Origin of the sequence: Microvirga aerilata (assembly GCF_016743775.1) — a bacterium.
Taxonomy (GTDB): domain Bacteria; phylum Pseudomonadota; class Alphaproteobacteria; order Rhizobiales; family Beijerinckiaceae; genus Microvirga; species Microvirga aerilata.
The window spans coordinates 1-18326 of record NZ_JAEQMY010000016.1 but is presented as its reverse complement, the minus strand read 5'-3'; the positions used below and the strand labels follow the sequence as shown (position 1 = coordinate 18326).

Below are 18326 nucleotides of genomic sequence, written 5' to 3'. Positions count from 1 at the left end.
CCTACCAGACGACCGGGTGCGTCTGCCCGGTCACCACGTTGACGAAGCCTTGCGGGGCGGCCTCGCATGGCGCGACCAGAACCCAGCGCCAGGGAGCGCAGGTGAGAGTCGCGAACTGGAGCCGCTCCGGGAATCCCGGATACCACCGTGGCGAGAAGGTGGGCTCGTAGAGCCAGTCGATCTTGCCGGCTACCGCGTAGAGGTTCTGCATTTCAATATCGAGATCTTCGGCCGGGCGCTGGGTCATCAGGCCGCCGATCTCGTAGCGCACCTCTGCCAGAACCCTTCCGCCGCTGACGAGAACCCAGCCGCCGCCGATCTCAGCCACCCGATTGGCGACCAGCGCCATGGCTTCGTCGGACGAGCCCACGACCCAAAGATTATGCTTGTCGTGCGCGACCGTGCAGCCGACCGCCGTGTCCGGGGTCCTGGGCCCGCAGCCGAGCCAGAACATGCGGGAGATCTTCCCTTCGCCCGAGAAACGATCGACGATGGCAAATTTCGTGACGTTTCTGTCCGTATCGCGCTGAACTTCGCCGTCTTCCACGGGAAGCTCCATGGTGATGAAGTCGTCGTGCCAGTGGAAGGGCCGCAGCAGCGCCGCCTGCATCGTGGCGCGGCCGGGCTCGGCCTGAACGGCAAAATCCTCGGCCTCGATTGTGCGGCTGATATTGACCGTTTTCGAGGCCCAGTCCAGCCAGCGGATCTGCGGCAGCGGGCCGATATAGTCCGTGCCCCGGGAGACCGGGCGACCATCGGCCCAGACCTCGGCGATGGAGAGATTTTCCACATCGTCGAGCAGCACGACGTCGGCAAAGCGGCCCGGCGCGATGCTGCCGACCCAGGGGGTGAGCCGCATGTGGCGCGCCGGGTTGATGGTGACGCACTGAATTGCGGTCTCCGGCGAGAGCCCCGACTGGATCGCAAGCCGGACATTGTAGTCCGTTGCACCCATTCGCAGGGTGTCGGAGGCGCTGCGGTCGTCGGTGGCGAAGGCCACTTGCGACCAGTCGGAGAGGCCGCGCTGGAGCAGTCCTCCAATGATCTCGGGCATGGAATGGGGCCTGATCTCGATGAAGATGCCGTGGCGCAGCTTGTCCCAGACTTCCTCCGGGGTCCAACCCTCGTGGTCTGACGCAAGGCCTGCCGCCGCGAAGGCATTGATGGAGTTCAGGTCGCGCAGGCCCGCACCGTGGCCTTCCACCACGCCGCGCTGCTCGAACGTGGCCTGGATCATGCCCCAGAGCCGCTTGTGCGAAGGGTTCTCCGGGTTCCACACGGCAGGCCAGTCCATCACCTCGTCGAGGCCGGCCACCATGAGGCTCTCTTTCAAGAAGCCCGCCTGCTCGTCATAACCATAGTGGCCGCCGCCCCACTCGTAAGCCGTTGGTGGAACGGCGGATCCGGGCAGCGGAAAGATCTTCATGGGCGAGCCGTTCCGGCGGGCCGTGAGCCAGAATTCCAGGTTGTGAGGACCGTCCACGTTCGAGAATTCATGACTCGCCTCGCAGGTCCAGGTGTTGCCCCGGGGGAGCACCAGCGCCGCTTCATGTTCAGGCGTGAGGTGCGAGCTTTCGATATGCTTGTGCACTTCGCCGAAACCCGGAACGGCGGCAAGGCTGCGCCGTTCTTCCCGCGCCAGGGCGGTGCCGGGAAAGGTGCCTGCAGGTCCTGTCCAGGCAATGCGCCGTCCGCGGATGGCGATCTCCTGATCCTCCGCCCAGGTGCGGGTGTGAACGTCGAGCAGGCGGCCGACGCGCAGGATCAGATCGGCGGGCCGCTTGCCCAGGGCGACCAGAACGAGATCCTGGCGGATCCGCACCTCGTCCCCGGCGTTCACGAGCAGGTCGTCAGGAAGCGGGCTGGAATCGGTCACGGGGCACCTGCGGCTATGGTCAATCGACGCCCGCTGTCCGATAAGGAACGCGCGGACCAGAAGCGGAGTGTCTAACCCTATCATGACCCATGCAAAAGCCCGGCTGACCGTTATCGACACGGACCCTGGTATCGACGATGCCATCGGCATCCTGCTCGCGCTCGCTTCGCCCGAATTCGCGATTGCCGGGATCACGACTGTTGCCGGGAATATCGGCATCGACACCACCACGCGCAACGCGGGCCGGCTGCTAGCCTTTGCCGGACGGGAAGGCATTCCGGTCTTCAAGGGCGCTGCCGCGCCCCTGTCTCGCCCCGGCCCGGAGCCGCTGAACCTGCATGGGGAGGACGGCATCGGCGGTGTTGCTCTCCCCGATCCTGCCCGCCTGCCGCAGAGCCGGCCTGCCGTCGAGTGGCTGGCGGAACTCCTGCTCGAGCAGCCCAGCGGCACGGTGGACGTGCTGGCGCTTGGGCCGCTGACGAACCTGGCGCAGCTCATCCTCGACAGGCCGGAGGCAGCAAAGCGGATCGGCAGGATCGTCGCCATGGGAGGAGCGATCCACGAAAGGGGCAATGTGGGACCGCGTTCCGAGTTCAACCTTTGGGCGGATCCCGAGGCTGCGGCTGCCGTCGTTCGTTCGGGACTGCCCCTCGTGCTCGTCCCGCTGGACGTGACCCGGCGCGTGCGCGCCACGCGCGACTTCACAAACGAACTGGCGGCGAGCGGAAAGCCTGTCGCCGCCATGGTGGGTGGGCTCATCGAGGCTTATTTCGAATCCTCCACGAACCAGGAGAGCCGCCCGCTTCACGATCCATGCGTGATGCTGTTTGCTCTCGCGCCGGACCTGTTTCGACTCGAAAGCCTGCATCTGAGCGTCTGCACCGAATCGCCTGAAGAGGCAGGGGCGCTGACCGTCGAAGAGGCAGGCACGGCCGTTCAGGTCGCAATAGCTGTCGATGCTCCCGCCGTTCTCGGCCTTCTCGCCGGGCGCCTTACCGCTACTTAGGCGGGAACCAATTTCGGAGAAGGCCATGCACAATGAGACGCCGAAAACCCTGCCGGAGCTGGACGAGGAGACGATCGCCTTCGCGCAGAGGGTCTTCCAGCATGCGCGAGCAGGGCAGGTGCAGGAATTAGGCGATCTGCTTCGCATGGGGTTGCCGCCGAACCTGCGCAACGAAAAGGGCGACTCCCTCCTGATGCTCGCGAGCTACCATGGCCATGCGGAGGCCGTGCGGCTCCTGATGGAGCACGGCGCGGACCCCGAGCTTGCCAATGACCGGGGGCAGACCCCCTTGGCCGGCGCTGCCTTCAAGGGGGACCTTGCGAGTGTTCAGTGTCTCCTGGACGGCGGGGCCGATGTGAATGGCCGCAGCGACGGGGGCAAGACGCCGCTGATGGTGGCTGCCATGTTCAACCGCACCGAGATCGTCGATGTGCTCCTCTCGCGGGGTGCGGATATTCAGGCCCGCGATGCTGGTGGCCTCACAGCCGAGCAGCTCGCCGGCGCCATGGGCGCTGCGGATGCGGCGGAGCGGCTTGCCCGAGCGTCCTGACCGGGTGCACTACAAGGCGTCCTTGGGCTTGTGGGCCGTCAGCAGGCCGTAGCGCATGGCGCCCGTGGCGTAGGCTGCCCAGATACGAGGAAGGCTCAGGGCGAAGATGCGGTTCTTCGCGCGGGCATTCATCAGGTAGCGCCTGTAGGGCGAGTGGGTCACAAGCTTCCTGGCAACCCGCCCCGCGCACAAAGCCCAGGTGCGCCGCACCCTGGCGCTGAGATCCTCGAACCCGTCGACCACGAATCCGGCCGTTGCCGCCCAATGGCGATACTCCGTCTCGGTGCCCATTCCCGGCAAGCGCCCCTCGCGGCAGATGGGTTCCAGGAAATGGCGCTCCTCCCATGGGCGTGCCCCGTCACGAGCGAGCCACGCGTAAACTGCAAGCCGGCCGCCGGGGCGGAGGGTCCGAAACGCCTCGTCGAAGAAGCTCTGCTTGTCCGGCATGTGCTCGGAACTCTCGATGGAAATCACACGATCAAAGGCGCCATCCTCGAAGGTGTTTTCCAGCCAGTCCTGCCGCATGAAGCGCAGGAGGGACGATCCTGCGCTGCGCTTCTGCGCCTGTTGCAGCTGAGCGGACGAGAGGGTAACGCCTGTGACATGAACCCTGTGACGATTGGCCAGCCACTCAGCCGTCGCTCCATAGCCGCAGCCCACATCGCAAACCTTTTGCCCGGGCTCCAAGTGCAATGTGCCGGCCAGGTGGGCGATCAGGGCTTCGACGGCCTGTTCGGGCGTTTCCCGGCCTGTGGTCCACAGGCCATGATGCACATGCTCGCCCCAGATCTCGCGATAGAACGGGTCGAGCTCGTCGTAATGCTCCGCGACGGCGGCCGATGTCTGCACTTCCTTTGGAACGATCATGACGCCGCCAGCGCCCTCCGCATGGAGGCATCCTCCACGCGCGTCAGGGCTGCCACGTGCCGCATGGCCGCGGGCCATGCGCGGCATAGACCGAATACCATCCTACGGCCCGTTGCTTGGCGCACCACCCGGTTCATGAAAGATGCAAGGCGCACCTGGCGGCGGATGTCGGCCTGGATGCGCCGATGAAAAACCGTGCTTGCATGGCCAAGCGACAGAAAGGTAGAGGCGGCCAAGCAGCCACTGTGCAGGGCAATCGACATCCCATCCCCGGTAAAGGACGGTATGACGCCGGCCTGATCCCCGAGGCGGAACAGATTCTGCGGCTCGGCAGGGTCCGGCGCATGGAGAAAGCCGTAGGGGATCTGGAAGATGGACAAGGGACGTTCGAAGACGGGTTCCGCGCCCTGCAGACGTTCATTCAGATGCGGGCACTCACGGGCGATATGATCGATGAGGCCGTCCCAGCTTTTGCCGACCTGCTCGAAACGTCGCTTGGAGACCACAAGGCAAAGATTGGCGAGACCGCCCTCGATCATCTGCAGCCCTGCATAGCCGCCTGTGAACAGAAGAACCTCGATCACGCCATCAAGCGCGCGGCGCTGATCCTCCGCGAGGGAATAATGAAGCTTGAACCCGATCAGGTCATCGATGGATCCGGCCGACTGGCGCTTGGCTCCTCGAAGATCGTGCTTTCCGGTTGCCAGGAACAAGGTGTCGGCGTGGATCTCGCCCAGAGAGCCCGCTTCGACACGGATGCGCCCTCCGTCGCACGAAAGGGAGCGGGCGGGCATATCTCGGACGACTCTCGCTCCACCGTGCCTGGCCTCCTGAAGAAGAGCTTCGTCCAGGATCCTGCGGGAGAGACCTCGGGCCACGAAAGGCAGATCCGCCTCGGCCATGTCTCGTCCAAGGAAGAGGCGAAGGAGCGAGATGCGGCTTGCGCCCAAGTAATCCAGGTCGATGCCGAGATGCGCAAGATAGGCCTGCGCTTCGACGCTCAGGAACTCGCCGCAGACCTTATGCCGGGGCTCCGGATCACGTTCCATCAGGAGGGCAGGGCGTCCGGCCCGCGCCAGGGTGCAGGCGACGGAAGCCCCGGCGAGGCCCCCGCCGACGATCACGATCTCTTCGCGGATGCCGCTCATCGCAGGCGGCTCACGCAGAGGCGGAACGGGAAGTGCCAGCGGATCTCGGCCTCTCCCGGCTCAAGGCCTGCCGTCAGCAGGATCCGCTCCCAGTCTTCCCGTCGGAAGCTGCGGGCGATTGAAACAGGTCCATCGTGCTGCACGAAACGGTGCCAGCGGGCCAGCCGGGACAGGAGGCTGAAGCCATAGAAGGGGATGGCATGGCGGTGCAGGTCGGCGATGAACCAGCCCCGCGCCGCCACACGCTCCATCCAGCGGACGAAGACTGCAAGCTCCTGGTCCGACAGGTGATGCGTGGTCTGCGAGCTGATCACGAAATCGATAGGCCTTTCGGGGGCGAAGTCGAACACGTTGCCGGTCCGGTATTCGATGGGAACATCGGGCGGTGTTGCGGCCCGGGCGATCGGTTCGCTCATGGGATTGAGATCAACGCCGATCAGGTCGAGGGCACGGCCGCGGCGAAGGCTCCAGGCATGGATCCGGCGCAGCAGATCGCCGTAGCCATACCCGACGTCGAGCACGGTCACGCGTTGGCCGGGACCCAGATCGCGCGTAGCATGGTCGAGCCATTTCAGGATCGGGCCGTGGGTGAGGGTCAGGGTGTTGACGGTTGCGAGGTCTTTCAGGCAAACGCCGTAGTCCTCAACGCCCACGGATTCCGTATCCATGAGCTCCGTCTCAAGGCTTCGCTCCGCAAAGTTCCGGCCCATGGCGCTTCTATCCGGCGAGGTCGAAGCGGAAGGTCTCGGCGACCAATCCAGGGCCGAAGGCCATTCCGAAGCCGTTGGAGGCGGGCGGGGCGTGCTGCATGATCCGGTCGAGCACGAACATCAAGGTGGCGGAGGACATGTTGCCGAAATCGCGCAGCACGCCCCGCGACCAGCGCAAGGCTTCCGGGTCCAGGTCGAGCCCCTGCTCGACGGCATCGAGGATCGTGCGGCCCCCCGCATGAACGGCCCACAGGTCGAAGTCGTCCTTGTGCTGGCCGCGCAGGATCCCGCCGTCGTCGTTGCGCGTCGCCTCGTGGCGGAGGGCTTTCGTGATCTGGTGGGGGACCTCGCCGGAGAGGCTCATCTCGAAGCCCGCATCGCCGATGCGCCATGTGATCAGGTCGCGGGTATCCGGGATCGTTGCGACACGGAAATCCTTGAGCGCGATGCCTTCCGGTTTTGACGAGACGAGGCTTGCCGCACATCCGTCGCCGAAGAGCAGGGCGCTCAAGATGACCTCGATGTCGGATGTCTCTTGCAGGTGAAGGGTGCAGAGCTCCAGATTGACCACCAGGACCTTGGCTGACGGCTCGGAACGAACGATATGGTGCGCCACCTTGAGGGCATTGACGGCTGCCGCGCAGCCCATGAACCCCACCATCGTGCGCTCGATCGACGGATTCAACCCGAGGCGCTCCATCAACTGCTGATCGAGGCCCGGCGCCGTGAAGCCGGTGCAGGACGCCACCACCATGTGGGTGAGACTGGACAGCTCCTCCCCGAGTTCGAGCGCCTCGACGGCCTGCTGCGCCAGGTCGACCGCATGGGTCTCGAACCGCGCCATGCGGGCCCCTGTGCCGGCAAATTGCCCCGGTTGGTAGAACCCTTGCCGGTCGGCGGCCTCCTCCAGGTTCTCATTGGGCGTGAAGGTCGAGTAGCGATGCTCGATCCCGGAGCGCTGCACCAGGCGCCTGAAGATGAGCTTATCCTTTCGCTCCGGCAGGAACTGGTCGACGAAACCGATGAAGGTCTGATGGATGTCGTGCTCGGGCACGGCCGTGCCGATCCGGTTGATGTATGCGCCTGCCACGAAATCCATCCTGCTGATCTTGACGGGTCGTTCAAGAGACCAATGGATCGACATAGAGCAGCCCATCATGAAGTGAACGACGGCAGGCAGAGAGGTCGCACCCGATTCGAATCCTCGGTATGGCCGGACCGTCGCACTAGCTCGCGCCTATCCTGATGAACCTCCGGCAGGGCAGGAACCCCGCAGTGGCGGGTTTGTTAGTGTCGCGTCCGCCCTAAAGAGGAGCACGTTCATGGCAACGGATGCCCGTTCGATCTACGTCACAGCATTGCGCAACACTCATGCTATGGAGCAGCAGGGTCTGCAGCAGATGGAAACCCAGGTTTCTCGCCTGGAGAGATATCCGGACTACGCAGCGCTCCTCCAGCGCCACATCGGGACCACGCGCCAGCAGCTGGCTCGCCTCGAGCAGGCTCTCCAGTCCGCAGGAGAGGGCATCTCCACGATCAAGGAAACCGTCACCTCGGTGGCGGGAACCATCGGTGCAACGATCCATGGGCTGTTCCAGGACGAGACGCTCAAGAATCTCTATGCCGGCTACGCGTACCAGTACGAACAGATAGGGGCCTATCGCTCCCTGATAGCGATCGCCGAGTCCGCCGGCGAGACGGCGCATGTTTCCGCCTTCCGTCAGTCGGTCCAGGAGGAGGAGCAGGCAGCTCAGGAGGTGGCGGGTCTGATCGAGCCGGTGACGCGCCGCTACGTGGAGCTGACAACGAGCGGCGACAAGGCGGATCGGTGATGCCGAAGCCCGTCCGGGCGGGTGATGATGCTTGCCCGGGCTGTCTGCCCCTCAGCGCAGACTCGGTTCCGCTGCCGTTCCAGGCTGGAGCGCCTCGGCCGATGGGGGCTGCGCTCCACTGCGCTTGAGTGTCTGCTCCCGGGCGAAGATGAACAAGCCGGCGGCTACGACGATGACGATCCCGATGAGCGCGAGCGCATCGGGCCACTCGTCGAAAAAGAGCGCCCCAATGGCCAGCGCCCAGAGAATCTGGCTGTACTGGGCCGCACCGAGGCGGTCGGCCGGCGCATACATGGTGGCCACAATGAACAGCGCCTGCGCCGCGAATGCCGTTGCGGCGAAAGCGAGCAGCAGGAGCCACTGATAGGGTGTGGGCCAGGCAAAGCCCGGGATCATGAGGATGCCGGCGATCGCAGTCGTAGCCAGGAACACGGTCCCGATGAGGGTGTAGCGCTTCTCCGTCTGGCCGATCATCCGTCCCATGATCACGCCTCCGGCGGCGCATGAGGCGGCGGCGAGCGCAGCCACATGGCCGGGCGAAAGCTCCTTGAAGCCCGGTCGCACGATGATGAGGACGCCGATGAAGGCGGCGCAGACGGCAAGGCCGCGCCGCCACCTGACATTCTCCTTCAGCACGAAGATCGAAAGGATCGTGACGAGGCTCGGCATCAGGAACAGAAGGGCGAAGGCTTCCGCGAAGGGCAGGCTCCGAAAGGCCATGACGCTGAGCGGCGTCGTCACGGCGATCAAAAGGACTCGCAGCCCCATGATCCAAGGGCTGTTCCAGCGGACGAGGTCGAGAACCCTGTCCCCGGGCTTCATGAAGACGGGCGAGAGCACCAGCGGGATGAGATAGCCGAAGAAGGTGACCTCGAAGGGATCAAGATCGTGACCGATTTCCTTGACCACCGCATCGCCCCAGGCAAAGACCGCAAAGGCCAAAAATGCAAGAACGATACCTTTGACCATGTGAGGAGGATCCCGCGGGAAGGGTTGCGGCGAAGACGCGAGGGCGCCGGCCGAAGAGGCCGACGCAACCGAGCGGGAGGCAGGTTGGTGAGGTTACCGGGGAATGGCGAGGCGGGGGCGCTTGCGTTCGACCACGACCACCTTCGGCCCTTCGCTCCGCTCGAAGGAGGGGAAGCGCTCGGGCCGCCGGACCTGTACCCGGGGAGCGGTCTTGAGCACGACAGGCCTCACTTCGTCCTCCGGCAGGCCCATGAGCTGCGAGGCGATTTCGACCTGGCTCTCGATGTCGTCCGTCAGCCCCTGAGCCGCCGCGACTGCTTCCTCGAGCGCAGGAGGCTCGACACGGGTCACACGCCGGGTTTGGGCAGCGGATGAGTTCTTCTTGGCTGGCATAAATCTTCTCCTGCGCAGTCCCTTAACCCACGAGGCTCACGATGGCGTAATGCGCGATTGAGACGGCAGGGCTGCACTGGGCGCAAGCGAGGCCTCAAGGACGCGATGCTCTTGAACGCCCCTGGAGGAAACCGGATCCATGGCGCGCTGTTGAAAAGATGAAAGCACAACGATTTCAGCCAAAAACGAGGATCCGATGAAGGCCGTCTGGTATGAGCGCAGGGGAGCGGCGCGGGATGTGCTCCAGTTCGGCGATATGGCGACCCCGGAGCCTCAGCCTGGCGAGGTGCTGGTTCGGATCCATGCGACAGGCATCAACCCGTCCGACACGAAATCCCGGAGCGGCGCCGGCGCCAGACCTAATCCCTGGCCCCGGATCATCCCGCACCAGGATGGTGCAGGGGCGATCGAGAAGGTTGGCGACGGAGTGGACACCGGCCGTATCGGTGAGCGGGTCTGGATCTACGAAGCCCAACTCGGCCGTCCTTTCGGATGTGCGGCGGAATATGCCGCCGTGCCTGCCGCCAACGCTGTCCCTCTGCCAGACAACATATCCTTCGAGGAAGGGGCTTGTTTGGGGGTTCCGGCCCTGACGGCGCATCGCTGCGTGTTCGCCGATGGGGCTGTCGATGGAAAGACCGTCCTGGTGACCGGAGGCGCGGGCGCCGTCGGGTACTATGCCGTGCAGTTCGCAAGGCACGGGGGAGCCAGGGTCATCGCCACCGTAAGCCGCGACGAGCAGGCCAAGGTCGCCCGCGAGGCCGGAGCCGACTTCATCATCAACCGGCGTGACGAAGACGTAGCCGGCCGGATCGCCGAGATCACGGGAGCAGCGGACGGGCGCGGTATCGACCGCATCGTCGATGTGGCGTTCGGCGCCAATCTGGACACGACGCTCAAGGTGCTGAAGGTGCGCGGCGTCGTCTCATCCTACGCATCCGATGAAGTTCCCGTGCCGGCACTGCCATTTTGGCCCCTTGCCGGACTGGATGCGACCATGCATTTCGTCCTGGTCTATGTCATGGGCGAGCAGGCACATGCGGAAGCAATTGCCGCTACTTCGGATGCCCTGCGTTCGGGCAGGCTCAAGCACCACATCGGTGCACGCTTCACCTTGGATCGGACGGTCGAGGCGCACGAGGCGCTGGAATCGGGCAAGACCGTCGGCAAGGTGGTGGTCGAGGTGCCGTGATCCCGAGTGTCGACAGCCTCGATCGCTTTGGCTTTACGGGAGAGCCCGACTCGGCCACACCGTCTCGACGCACACCGACTGCAGCGGCATTTCCCCTCTCCGAGGGGCTGCGGCCTCAAGCTACCGATGAAAGGCAACTCCGTGTTCACAGCCAAAATTCTTCTTCTCGGATCGGGCGAACTCGGCAAGGAATTCGTGATCTCGGCCAAGCGGTACGGATGCCACGTGGTTGCCTGCGACAGCTACAGGAACGCTCCCGCCATGCAGGTGGCCGACGAGGCCGAGGTCTTCTCCATGCTCGATGCGGATGCGCTCAAGGGCGCCCTCGAGAAGCACAGGCCCGATTTCATCGTCCCGGAGATCGAGGCGATCAGGACGGAAGTGCTCCAGGAGTTCGAGGATAAGGGTTACACGGTCGTTCCCTCCGCCCGCGCCGCCTCGCTGACCATGAACCGGGATCGCATTCGGGAGCTTGCCGCAACCGAGCTCGGTCTGCGCACTTCCAGGTACCGCTATGCGGAGAGTCTGGAGGAGGTGAGGGCAGGCGCTGAACATACGGGCCTGCCCTGCGTGATCAAACCTGTCATGTCCTCGTCCGGCAAGGGGCAGAGCACGGTGCGCACGCCCGAGCAACTGGAGCAGGCCTGGAACGATGCCGTCGCCAACATGCGCGGTGACCGCAAGAAGGTCATCGTCGAGGAATTCGTCGCCTTCGAGTACGAGATCACCCTTCTGACGATCCGCTCCCGCGAGGGCGTCTCCTTCTGCGAGCCGATCGGCCATCGGCAGGAGAGGGGGGATTACCAGGAGTCCTGGCAGCCGACTCCCATGACCGACAAGCTGCTGGATGACGCCAAGGAGATGGCCCGGAAGGTGGTCGACAACCTCGGCGGCTACGGGATCTTCGGGGTCGAATTCTTCGTCACGAAGGACGAGGTGATCTTCTCCGAACTCTCTCCCCGGCCGCACGACACGGGCCTCGTCACGCTCCTGTCCCAGGATCTCTCCGAGTTCGACCTCCATGCCCGCGCCGTTCTGGGGCTTCCGGTCCCCCGGGTCCGTCTTCACGGACCCACCGCCTCCGCAGTGATCCTGGCCGAGCGCGAGGCCGAGCGATTCTCCATCCAGGGATTGCGGGAGGCCCTTGCCTTGGGTGGCGACGGCGGAGGAGTGGAGGTTCGGCTGTTCGGCAAGCCGACGACCCGCAAGCATCGCCGCATGGGCGTTGCCTTGGCCGCTGGACGCTCGGTCGACGAAGCCCGGGAGCGGGCGCGGCAGGCAGCCGCAAAGGTTCGGATCACCTACGAGGACTGATCCGGCACGCCTTTAGGCAGGGCTGCTTTCCCGGTCGAGAACCTCGGTGGTGCGGCGATAAAGGGCCTCCGCCTCCTCATGGGACGGGGCGATGCACAGAACGCCCAGCTTGCCGAACTCCGACAGGGCGCCGATCAGGTGAAAGGCCACGCCCTTCTGGCAGGCTCCGTCGAAATGGAGCCCGTTCAGGGCGGCGATGTCGATCAGGTCCGCAGGAGCCAGGCCCCGGTATTGCGCCGCCTCGAGGTTATCCGACGCGTAGTAGCAGCGCGGGTGCCCGGATGGCGTCTGGAAGGAGCCTGTGGCCGGATCGTAGCGGCCGTCTGTGAGGAATTCGAGCATCATGAAGGGATGGGTCGTCCCGCCGCGCCGCAGGTTGATCTCTATGGCATAATGGTGCCATTCCCCGCCTTCCTCGACGGACAGGAAGTCGATTGCGAAGCGTCCGCATACGCCTTTTCCTGCCAGCGCCCGGGCGGCCTTCAGGCCATCCGCCTGGATTTCGAGGCGATAACGATCATCGGCCGGGAAGGTGCAGCCCAGAAAGACCTGGCCGCTTTCGCCTCCAAGGACCTGGTCATGCGTTGAGACGGGCTCCAGCTGCCCAAGCGGGTCGACCCGGAATTGCGCCGAGGGGGAGCGCTTGACCTCACCCTCGATGAACTCCTCAACAACCCCGCCCATCTGTGCGAGCTTTTTGCAGAAGAGTTCCCAAGTCATGTCCTTCGCCTCGAAGGCGAGATGGGGCAGGCGCTCCCGAACCCAGGGGCGCAGCTCCGATTCCTCTGGGGAGCCCTCATAGGCGAAGACGGCATTGCCCTCGCCGGAGAAACCTTCGTTGAGCTTGACGACCGCCCGCTTGATGCCCGGGCGCCGCGCCTTGAGTTCCACGAGGGCATCGGCAACCTCATCGGCCCCGCAAAGATCCTCGAACCCTTCGGGCATCGCGATGCCGGCCTCCCGGAAGATTTTCCGGGAGCCGCTCTTGGACCCCCACGAGAGAAGATCCGGGCTGCAGCCGTAGATGGGCAGATCGAGACGCAATGCGAGGTCGCGCTCCAGCTCCGTGACGTTGAAGCAGGTCATGTAGGCGGATGCCGGATTGGGGATCGCGTCACGAATCCGCTGGAGCAGCCGGGAGCGCTCGAGAATCTTAGACGTCAGCGGGACAGGCGATCCGTCATGGCAGGACAGGAGCGTCAGGCGAGCTCTCGCATGCTGAGCCGGGATCCCCGGAAGGAGGTGCATGTAGTAGTCGATGATGGGCTCCGGGATCGGATAGCTCGAAACGTAGATGATCCGAGTACGGGGAAGCCGCAGCAGCATGAGGTAGCACAGCATGCGCTCCTCGTAATGGTGAGCGCCCGAGATCCTTGCGAGCACCTCCTGATCCAAGCTCAAGCTGGGCACGATCAGAACCGTGCGGGGAGCGTCGGGAGAGGCGAAGGCACGGAAGGCTTGGGTCAGCCGGCCCTGGAGATCCTTGAACCGGTCAGCTTCCGGCGTGGGCTGTCTGGTGCCAGATTCAACGCCCATCATTCTGTCTTCCCAATCCGCCCGAAGCCACGGGACGCCCTGAGCCTCATCCTGCCAGCGGAACGCCTGTGGCCAAGGTTTGGTTGCGTGCTCCGGGGGTGCAAGGGATCGCATGCTCCAGGAGAAACGCTCTGCCTCAGTGCGAGGAGGGCCGGCTCCCCGGCAATGAAGGAGCCGCCCTGCGCTTATGGGAGCCGCTTTCAAGCCTCCCGAGTGACGGATCGGTCACACTGGCCCAGCGATTGCGCAGACCCGTGGCACTTGTCCAAATCCGTCCTAAATATGGACAAGCTCTGCCCGGCAATCATGAAGGGGGCTGGCGGTTGCCCAGCACATACCGTTGAAGACAATCAATTTCGAAGCTTTGTTCAGCGCGTCGCCGAACCCTTACATCCTGCTCGATTCATCCTTGACCATCCGCGGGATGAACGATGCCTATCTCCAGGTGACCATGCGGGAGCGGGAGGATCTGATCGGACGCAACATGTTCGATGCCTTCCCCAGCGATCCGGACTCCCCCGGCTACCGTCAGCTGCGCGCCTCCTTCGACCGCGTCATCCGGGACAAGGTGGCCGATCACCTGCCGCTCATCGAATATGCGATCCCGCTTCCGAACGGGCAGGGCTTCGAAGAACGCTACTGGAGTGCGTCGCATACTCCCCTTTTCAACCATGACGGAGAGATGACATTCATCCTCCAGCATACGGTTGACGTATCGGAGCTCCACCGCCTCCGGGTTCTGGCGAGGAGTTCGGCCCCATCCCCGGCCGCATCTGCCCTGATCGAGACCAACATGCTCCGCCAAGCACAGGCGATGCAGGAGGCCAATGACGCCCTTGAAAAGGAGCGGCAGCACCTGCGCGGTCTGTTCGAACAGGCGCCTGGCTTCATGGCCGCCCTCAGCGGGCCGGATCACGTCTTCACGATGGCCAATGCAGCTTATCTCCATCTCGTCGGCCGCGAGAACATCGTCGGCAAGCCTGTTCGGGAAGCCCTGCCCGAGGTTGTCGGCCAAGGCTTCATCGACCTGCTCGACCGCGTCTACAATCGCGGTCAGCCGTTTGTCGGACGGAGCATCCGCGTCGCGCTTAGCCAGGAGCCGGGGAGCCCTCCGGAGGAGCGCTTCCTAGACTTCGTTTACCAGCCCATCTTTGGCACGGACGGTGCCGTTTCGGGCATTTTCGTGCAAGGGCACGATGTGACCGAGCAGAAACGGAGCGAGGATGCTCTAAGGGCAAGCGAGTCCCGCCTCCGTCTGGCGATCGATGCCGGGCGCATGGCGGTCTGGGAGCTCGACGTGGCGACGGACACTCTCGTCGGCTCGCCGGAACTGTACCAGCTTCTCGGCTTTCCTGCCGACGCGCGCCCAAGCATCGACGAAATCCGCGCCCATTATTACCCTGGCGAGCGCGACCGGATGCAGGCGGCCGGGCAGGAGGCGATGGCTCGGGGCGAGCGTTTCGTCGAAGTCGAGTTCCGCTTCATCCGACCTGACCAGGCGATCCGGTGGATGCTGCTGAGAGCCGAGATGAAGCTGAACCCCGACCGGACCCCCGCAAGGGCTGTGGGCGTGATCCTCGACATCACCGACCAGAAGCGCGTCGAGGACGCCCTTCGCGAAAGCGAGCAGCGTTTCCGGCTGGTGGCGGAAAGCGCTCCCGTCATGCTGTGGATGGGAGACCAGAACGGCAAGTGCGTCTACCTCAACCGGGCGCAGCGGGAGTTCTGGGGCGTGGAGCTTGAGGCCATTGCGGACTTCGACTGGGGCACGACGGTCCACCCGGAAGATCACGACGCCCTCTACGGCCCGTTCGGCCAGGGGATGCAGGCTCAAGCGCCCTTTTCCACGGAGGCCCGCCTGCAACGCGCCGACGGCGAGTATCGTATCGTCAGCACCAACGCGCAGCCCCGTTTCAGCCCCGGCGGAGAGTTCCTGGGCATGATCGGCGTGAATGTGGACATTACGGAAAACCGGCAGACGGAACGGGCGCTGCGGGAAAGCGAAGAGCGCTTCCGCGCAATCGCCAACTCGATCGATCAGCTGATCTGGGCCACGCAGCCGAACGGCTATCACGACTATTACAATCAACGCTGGTACGAGTACACGGGCGTTCCCGAGGGGACCACCGACGGGGCAGGCTGGAGCGGCATGTTCCACCCGGACGATCAAGAGCGGGCCTGGAGCATCTGGCGCCACTGCCTCGAGACGGGCGAGCCCTACCACATCGAATATCGCCTGAAGCATCGTTCCGGGCAATACCGCTGGGTTCTCGGGCGGGCCCAGCCGGTTCGGGACGACCAGGGCCGGATCATACGCTGGTTCGGAACCTGCACCGACATCCACGACTTCAAGCAGGCCCAGGAGGAGCTCCGGGAAAGCCGGGAGCGCGCGGTTCGAACCGAGGAGGAAACCCGGCGGCTCGCGTCGATGCTCGCAGACCGGGTTGCCGAGCTTGACGCCGCGAACGAGGAAATCCAGCGCTTCGCCTACATCGTCAGCCACGACCTGCGGGCGCCGCTGGTCAACGTCATGGGGTTCACCAGTGAACTCGAAAGCGCTCACGCGGAGATCGAGCAGTTTTACAGGAAGGTCCTCGAGACGAACCCAGGGCTGGTCTCTCCAGACACTCGCTCGGCCGTCGAGGCCGATCTCGTGGAGGCGATCGGCTTCATCAGATCCTCGACCGTCAAGATGGACAAGCTGATCAACGCCATCCTCAAGCTGTCGCGGGAAGGGCGGCGCGTCCTGGCCCCGGAGCATCTGGGCATGGGCGCGCTTCTGGAGGCTCAGCGCCAAAGCGTCGCACACCAGCTCCATGAACGTGGGGCGGAGCTTGTGATCGAGAATGTTCCGGATCTGACGAGCGACCGCCTGGCGGTCGAGCAGATCTTCGGAAACCTCATCGACAATGCCGTCAAGTACCTCGATCCCGCGCGTCAGGGCCGGATCGTGGTGCGCGGACAGGATCTCGGCATCGGCATCCGTTATGAGATCGAGGACAATGGCCGAGGGATCGACCCCAAGGACTACGAGCGCATCTTCGACCTGTTCCGGCGCTCGGGAGTGCAGGATCAGCAGGGGGAGGGAATCGGTCTTGCGCACGTGCGCGCTCTTGTGCGAAGGCTCGGCGGTACGATCTCGGTGTCGTCGCGGCTGGGAGAAGGCTCGACCTTCACGGTCGTGCTGCCCAAATACATCAACATGAGTTCGGAGGCCGCGTAATGCCCCACCAGCATCCCGTCACCATCATCATGATCGAGGACGACGAGGGGCATGCCCGTCTGATCGAGAAGAATATCCGCCGGGCAGGCGTCTGCAACGAGATCCGCACCTTCGCGAGCGGCACGAGCGCCATCGAGCACCTGTTCAGCGACGTGGTGCGCAACGCCGGTCCCTTCCTGGTGCTGCTGGATCTCAACCTGCCCGACATGAACGGTGTCGACATTCTGGCCAAGCTGAAGAACGACGAGAAGCTGAAGCGCGCTCCGGTGGTGGTGCTGACGACCACGGACGACCAGCGCGAGGTGCAGCGTTGCTACGACCTTGGCGCCAATGTCTACATCACCAAGCCGGTCGAGTACGAATCCTTCTCGCAAGCGATACGCCAGCTTGGACTGTTCCTTTCCGTTATCCAGGTACCCGAGACACTGTGAGAGAGGCGTGACAGACAGCCAGCCAACCCGGCTTCTCTACATCGACGACGATCCCGGCCTCGGCCGCCTTGTCGAGCGGGCGCTGTCGCGCCATGGCTTCCAGGTAAGCCATGCCCTCAGTGGCGATGATGGGCTGAAACAGCTCGCATCGGCATGCTTCGACGTGATCGCCCTCGATCACTTCATGCCCGGCAAGGAAGGCCTGGAGGTTCTCTCGGAGATCCAGGCTCTCCCTAATCCACCCCCCGTGGTTTACGTGACCGGGGCGGACGAAGGAAGGATCGCGGTGGCCGCCCTCAAGGCAGGTGCGGCCGACTACGTGGTCAAGGATGTGGGCGGCGTGTTCCTCGACCTCCTGCGCACGGCAGCCGAGCAGGCCCTTGCGGCCCAACGGCTCCGCCAGGAGAAGGAAGCCGCAGAGCGGGAGATGCGCGAGGCGCGGGAGCGGGCGGAAATGCTGCTGCGGGAGGTGAACCACCGCGTTGCGAACAGCCTTCAGCTGGTGGCCTCCCTGGTCGCCATGCAGCAGCGCGCTCTCGGCACGGACACCGTGGCTCAGGACATTCTCACGGAAACCCAAAGCCGCATCGCGGCAATCGCGCAGATTCACCGCCGCCTCTACACCTCGAACGATGTCCGCTTCGTCGAAATGGATACCTATCTTCAGGGCCTCGTCGAGGAACTCGAGGGCGCCATGCGGGCCGCGGGGCGGGAGCACACCATCACCCTTATCGCGCAGGCGATCCCCATCCCTACCGACAAGGCCGTATCCGTGGGGGTGATCGTCACCGAGCTCGTGACGAACGCGTTCAAATACGCCTATCCGGAGGGCGCGACCGGCGACATCCGCGTTGCGTTGTCTGCTGCAGGTGAGAATGTGGTCCTCGTTGTCGAGGACGACGGCATCGGCTGGAAAGGCACCGGAAAGGTGCAGGGCAGTGGCCTCGGCACGAAGATCGTGAAGGCCATGGCGTCAAACCTGCAATCCGCCGTCGAGTACGATCAGAAGCACGCGGGGACCCGGGCGGTTCTGCCCTTTGCGGTCTGATCATTCTTCGCCCGAAGACAATACTACCCTGACGTTTTTCTTCGATTCTACGCTGCAGGAAAAGTTCTTCCTGGTTCACCAGGAAGAGCTTTTCTCGTGTAGTTACCTTCCTTAGATGATCAGGAAGTCAGCCGCGGTCAGCTTGAGGTTCTTAGAGCCTGTCCGAGTGAAATTTGAATCCGAGCAATGACTTGTGATTCACTGGTTGGCGCCGATTTGCGGAGGCGCCCA

General features: G+C 64.2%; 16 protein-coding genes. 8 read left to right on the top strand and 8 right to left on the bottom strand.

Going from position 1 to position 18326, the window contains the following annotated elements; all coding sequences use genetic code 11:
* Window position 1: 1 nt before the first annotated feature.
* Entirely contained in the window at window positions 2-1876 is a 1875-nt protein-coding gene (locus tag JKG68_RS13090; protein ID WP_312890790.1) for an adenine deaminase, read from the bottom strand.
* A gap of 82 nt (window positions 1877-1958) precedes the next feature.
* Between JKG68_RS13090 and JKG68_RS13085 the strand changes: the two genes are divergently transcribed.
* Both JKG68_RS13085 and JKG68_RS13080 read left to right on the top strand, forming a co-directional pair.
* On the top strand, window positions 1959-2882 hold the full coding sequence (locus JKG68_RS13085) for a nucleoside hydrolase (RefSeq protein ID WP_202060070.1): 924 nt from the start codon (window positions 1959-1961) through the stop codon (window positions 2880-2882).
* A 25-nt stretch (window positions 2883-2907) separates the two neighbouring features.
* Window positions 2908-3432, top strand: a complete 525-nt coding sequence (locus JKG68_RS13080) for an ankyrin repeat domain-containing protein (protein ID WP_202060068.1) — start codon at window positions 2908-2910, stop codon at window positions 3430-3432.
* Between the two features lie 9 nt (window positions 3433-3441).
* On the opposite strand, the gene JKG68_RS13075 is transcribed toward JKG68_RS13080, so the two are convergent.
* The 4 genes from JKG68_RS13075 to JKG68_RS13060 are packed head-to-tail and all read right to left on the bottom strand — an operon-like array spanning window position 3442 to window position 7256.
* Window positions 3442-4299 (bottom strand): SAM-dependent methyltransferase, encoded by an 858-nt coding sequence (locus JKG68_RS13075; RefSeq protein WP_202060066.1) that lies wholly within the window; start codon window positions 4297-4299, stop codon window positions 3442-3444.
* Window positions 4296-5447 (bottom strand): NAD(P)/FAD-dependent oxidoreductase, encoded by a 1152-nt coding sequence (locus JKG68_RS13070; protein ID WP_202060064.1) that lies wholly within the window; start codon window positions 5445-5447, stop codon window positions 4296-4298. The genes JKG68_RS13075 and JKG68_RS13070 overlap by 4 nt, the downstream gene beginning before the upstream one ends.
* Window positions 5444-6157 (bottom strand): methyltransferase domain-containing protein, encoded by a 714-nt coding sequence (locus JKG68_RS13065; protein WP_202060062.1) that lies wholly within the window; start codon window positions 6155-6157, stop codon window positions 5444-5446. Before JKG68_RS13065 ends, JKG68_RS13070 begins: the two co-directional genes overlap by 4 nt.
* A 7-nt stretch (window positions 6158-6164) precedes the next feature.
* On the bottom strand, window positions 6165-7256 hold the full coding sequence (locus JKG68_RS13060) for a type III polyketide synthase (protein WP_202060060.1): 1092 nt from the start codon (window positions 7254-7256) through the stop codon (window positions 6165-6167).
* A 223-nt stretch (window positions 7257-7479) separates the two neighbouring features.
* On the opposite strand from JKG68_RS13060, the gene JKG68_RS13055 reads away from it, so the two are divergent.
* Entirely contained in the window at window positions 7480-7989 is a 510-nt protein-coding gene (locus JKG68_RS13055; RefSeq protein WP_202060058.1) for a ferritin-like domain-containing protein, read from the top strand.
* A gap of 51 nt (window positions 7990-8040) precedes the next feature.
* Here JKG68_RS13055 and JKG68_RS13050 read toward each other — a convergent pair whose 3' ends face one another.
* Together JKG68_RS13050 and JKG68_RS13045 are read right to left on the bottom strand one after the other, a co-directional pair.
* Window positions 8041-8958 (bottom strand): DMT family transporter, encoded by a 918-nt coding sequence (locus tag JKG68_RS13050; RefSeq protein ID WP_202060056.1) that lies wholly within the window; start codon window positions 8956-8958, stop codon window positions 8041-8043.
* Window positions 8959-9051: 93 nt separating this feature from the next.
* A complete protein-coding gene (locus JKG68_RS13045) occupies window positions 9052-9351 on the bottom strand; it encodes a hypothetical protein (protein ID WP_202060054.1) in 300 nt (99 codons plus the stop codon).
* 196 nt (window positions 9352-9547) lie between these two features.
* On the opposite strand from JKG68_RS13045, the gene JKG68_RS13040 reads away from it, so the two are divergent.
* Entirely contained in the window at window positions 9548-10543 is a 996-nt protein-coding gene (locus JKG68_RS13040; protein WP_202060052.1) for an NADPH:quinone reductase, read from the top strand.
* Between the two features lie 141 nt (window positions 10544-10684).
* Window positions 10685-11857, top strand: coding sequence for a formate-dependent phosphoribosylglycinamide formyltransferase (gene purT, locus JKG68_RS13035; protein WP_312890789.1), 1173 nt, complete (start codon window positions 10685-10687; stop codon window positions 11855-11857).
* A 12-nt stretch (window positions 11858-11869) separates the two neighbouring features.
* Here purT and JKG68_RS13030 read toward each other — a convergent pair whose 3' ends face one another.
* Window positions 11870-13396, bottom strand: a complete 1527-nt coding sequence (locus tag JKG68_RS13030) for a peptide ligase PGM1-related protein (RefSeq protein ID WP_202060048.1) — start codon at window positions 13394-13396, stop codon at window positions 11870-11872.
* A 337-nt stretch (window positions 13397-13733) separates the two neighbouring features.
* On the opposite strand from JKG68_RS13030, the gene JKG68_RS13025 reads away from it, so the two are divergent.
* The 3 genes from JKG68_RS13025 to JKG68_RS13015 are packed head-to-tail and all read left to right on the top strand — an operon-like array spanning window position 13734 to window position 18095.
* Window positions 13734-16616, top strand: coding sequence for a PAS domain-containing sensor histidine kinase (locus tag JKG68_RS13025; protein WP_202060046.1), 2883 nt, complete (start codon window positions 13734-13736; stop codon window positions 16614-16616).
* Entirely contained in the window at window positions 16616-17047 is a 432-nt protein-coding gene (locus tag JKG68_RS13020; protein WP_202060044.1) for a response regulator, read from the top strand. Before JKG68_RS13025 ends, JKG68_RS13020 begins: the two co-directional genes overlap by 1 nt.
* Before the next feature lie 7 nt (window positions 17048-17054).
* Complete coding sequence (locus tag JKG68_RS13015; RefSeq protein WP_312890788.1) at window positions 17055-18095, top strand: histidine kinase dimerization/phosphoacceptor domain -containing protein; 1041 nt, start codon at window positions 17055-17057, stop codon at window positions 18093-18095.
* The last annotated feature ends 231 nt before the right edge of the window (window positions 18096-18326 follow it).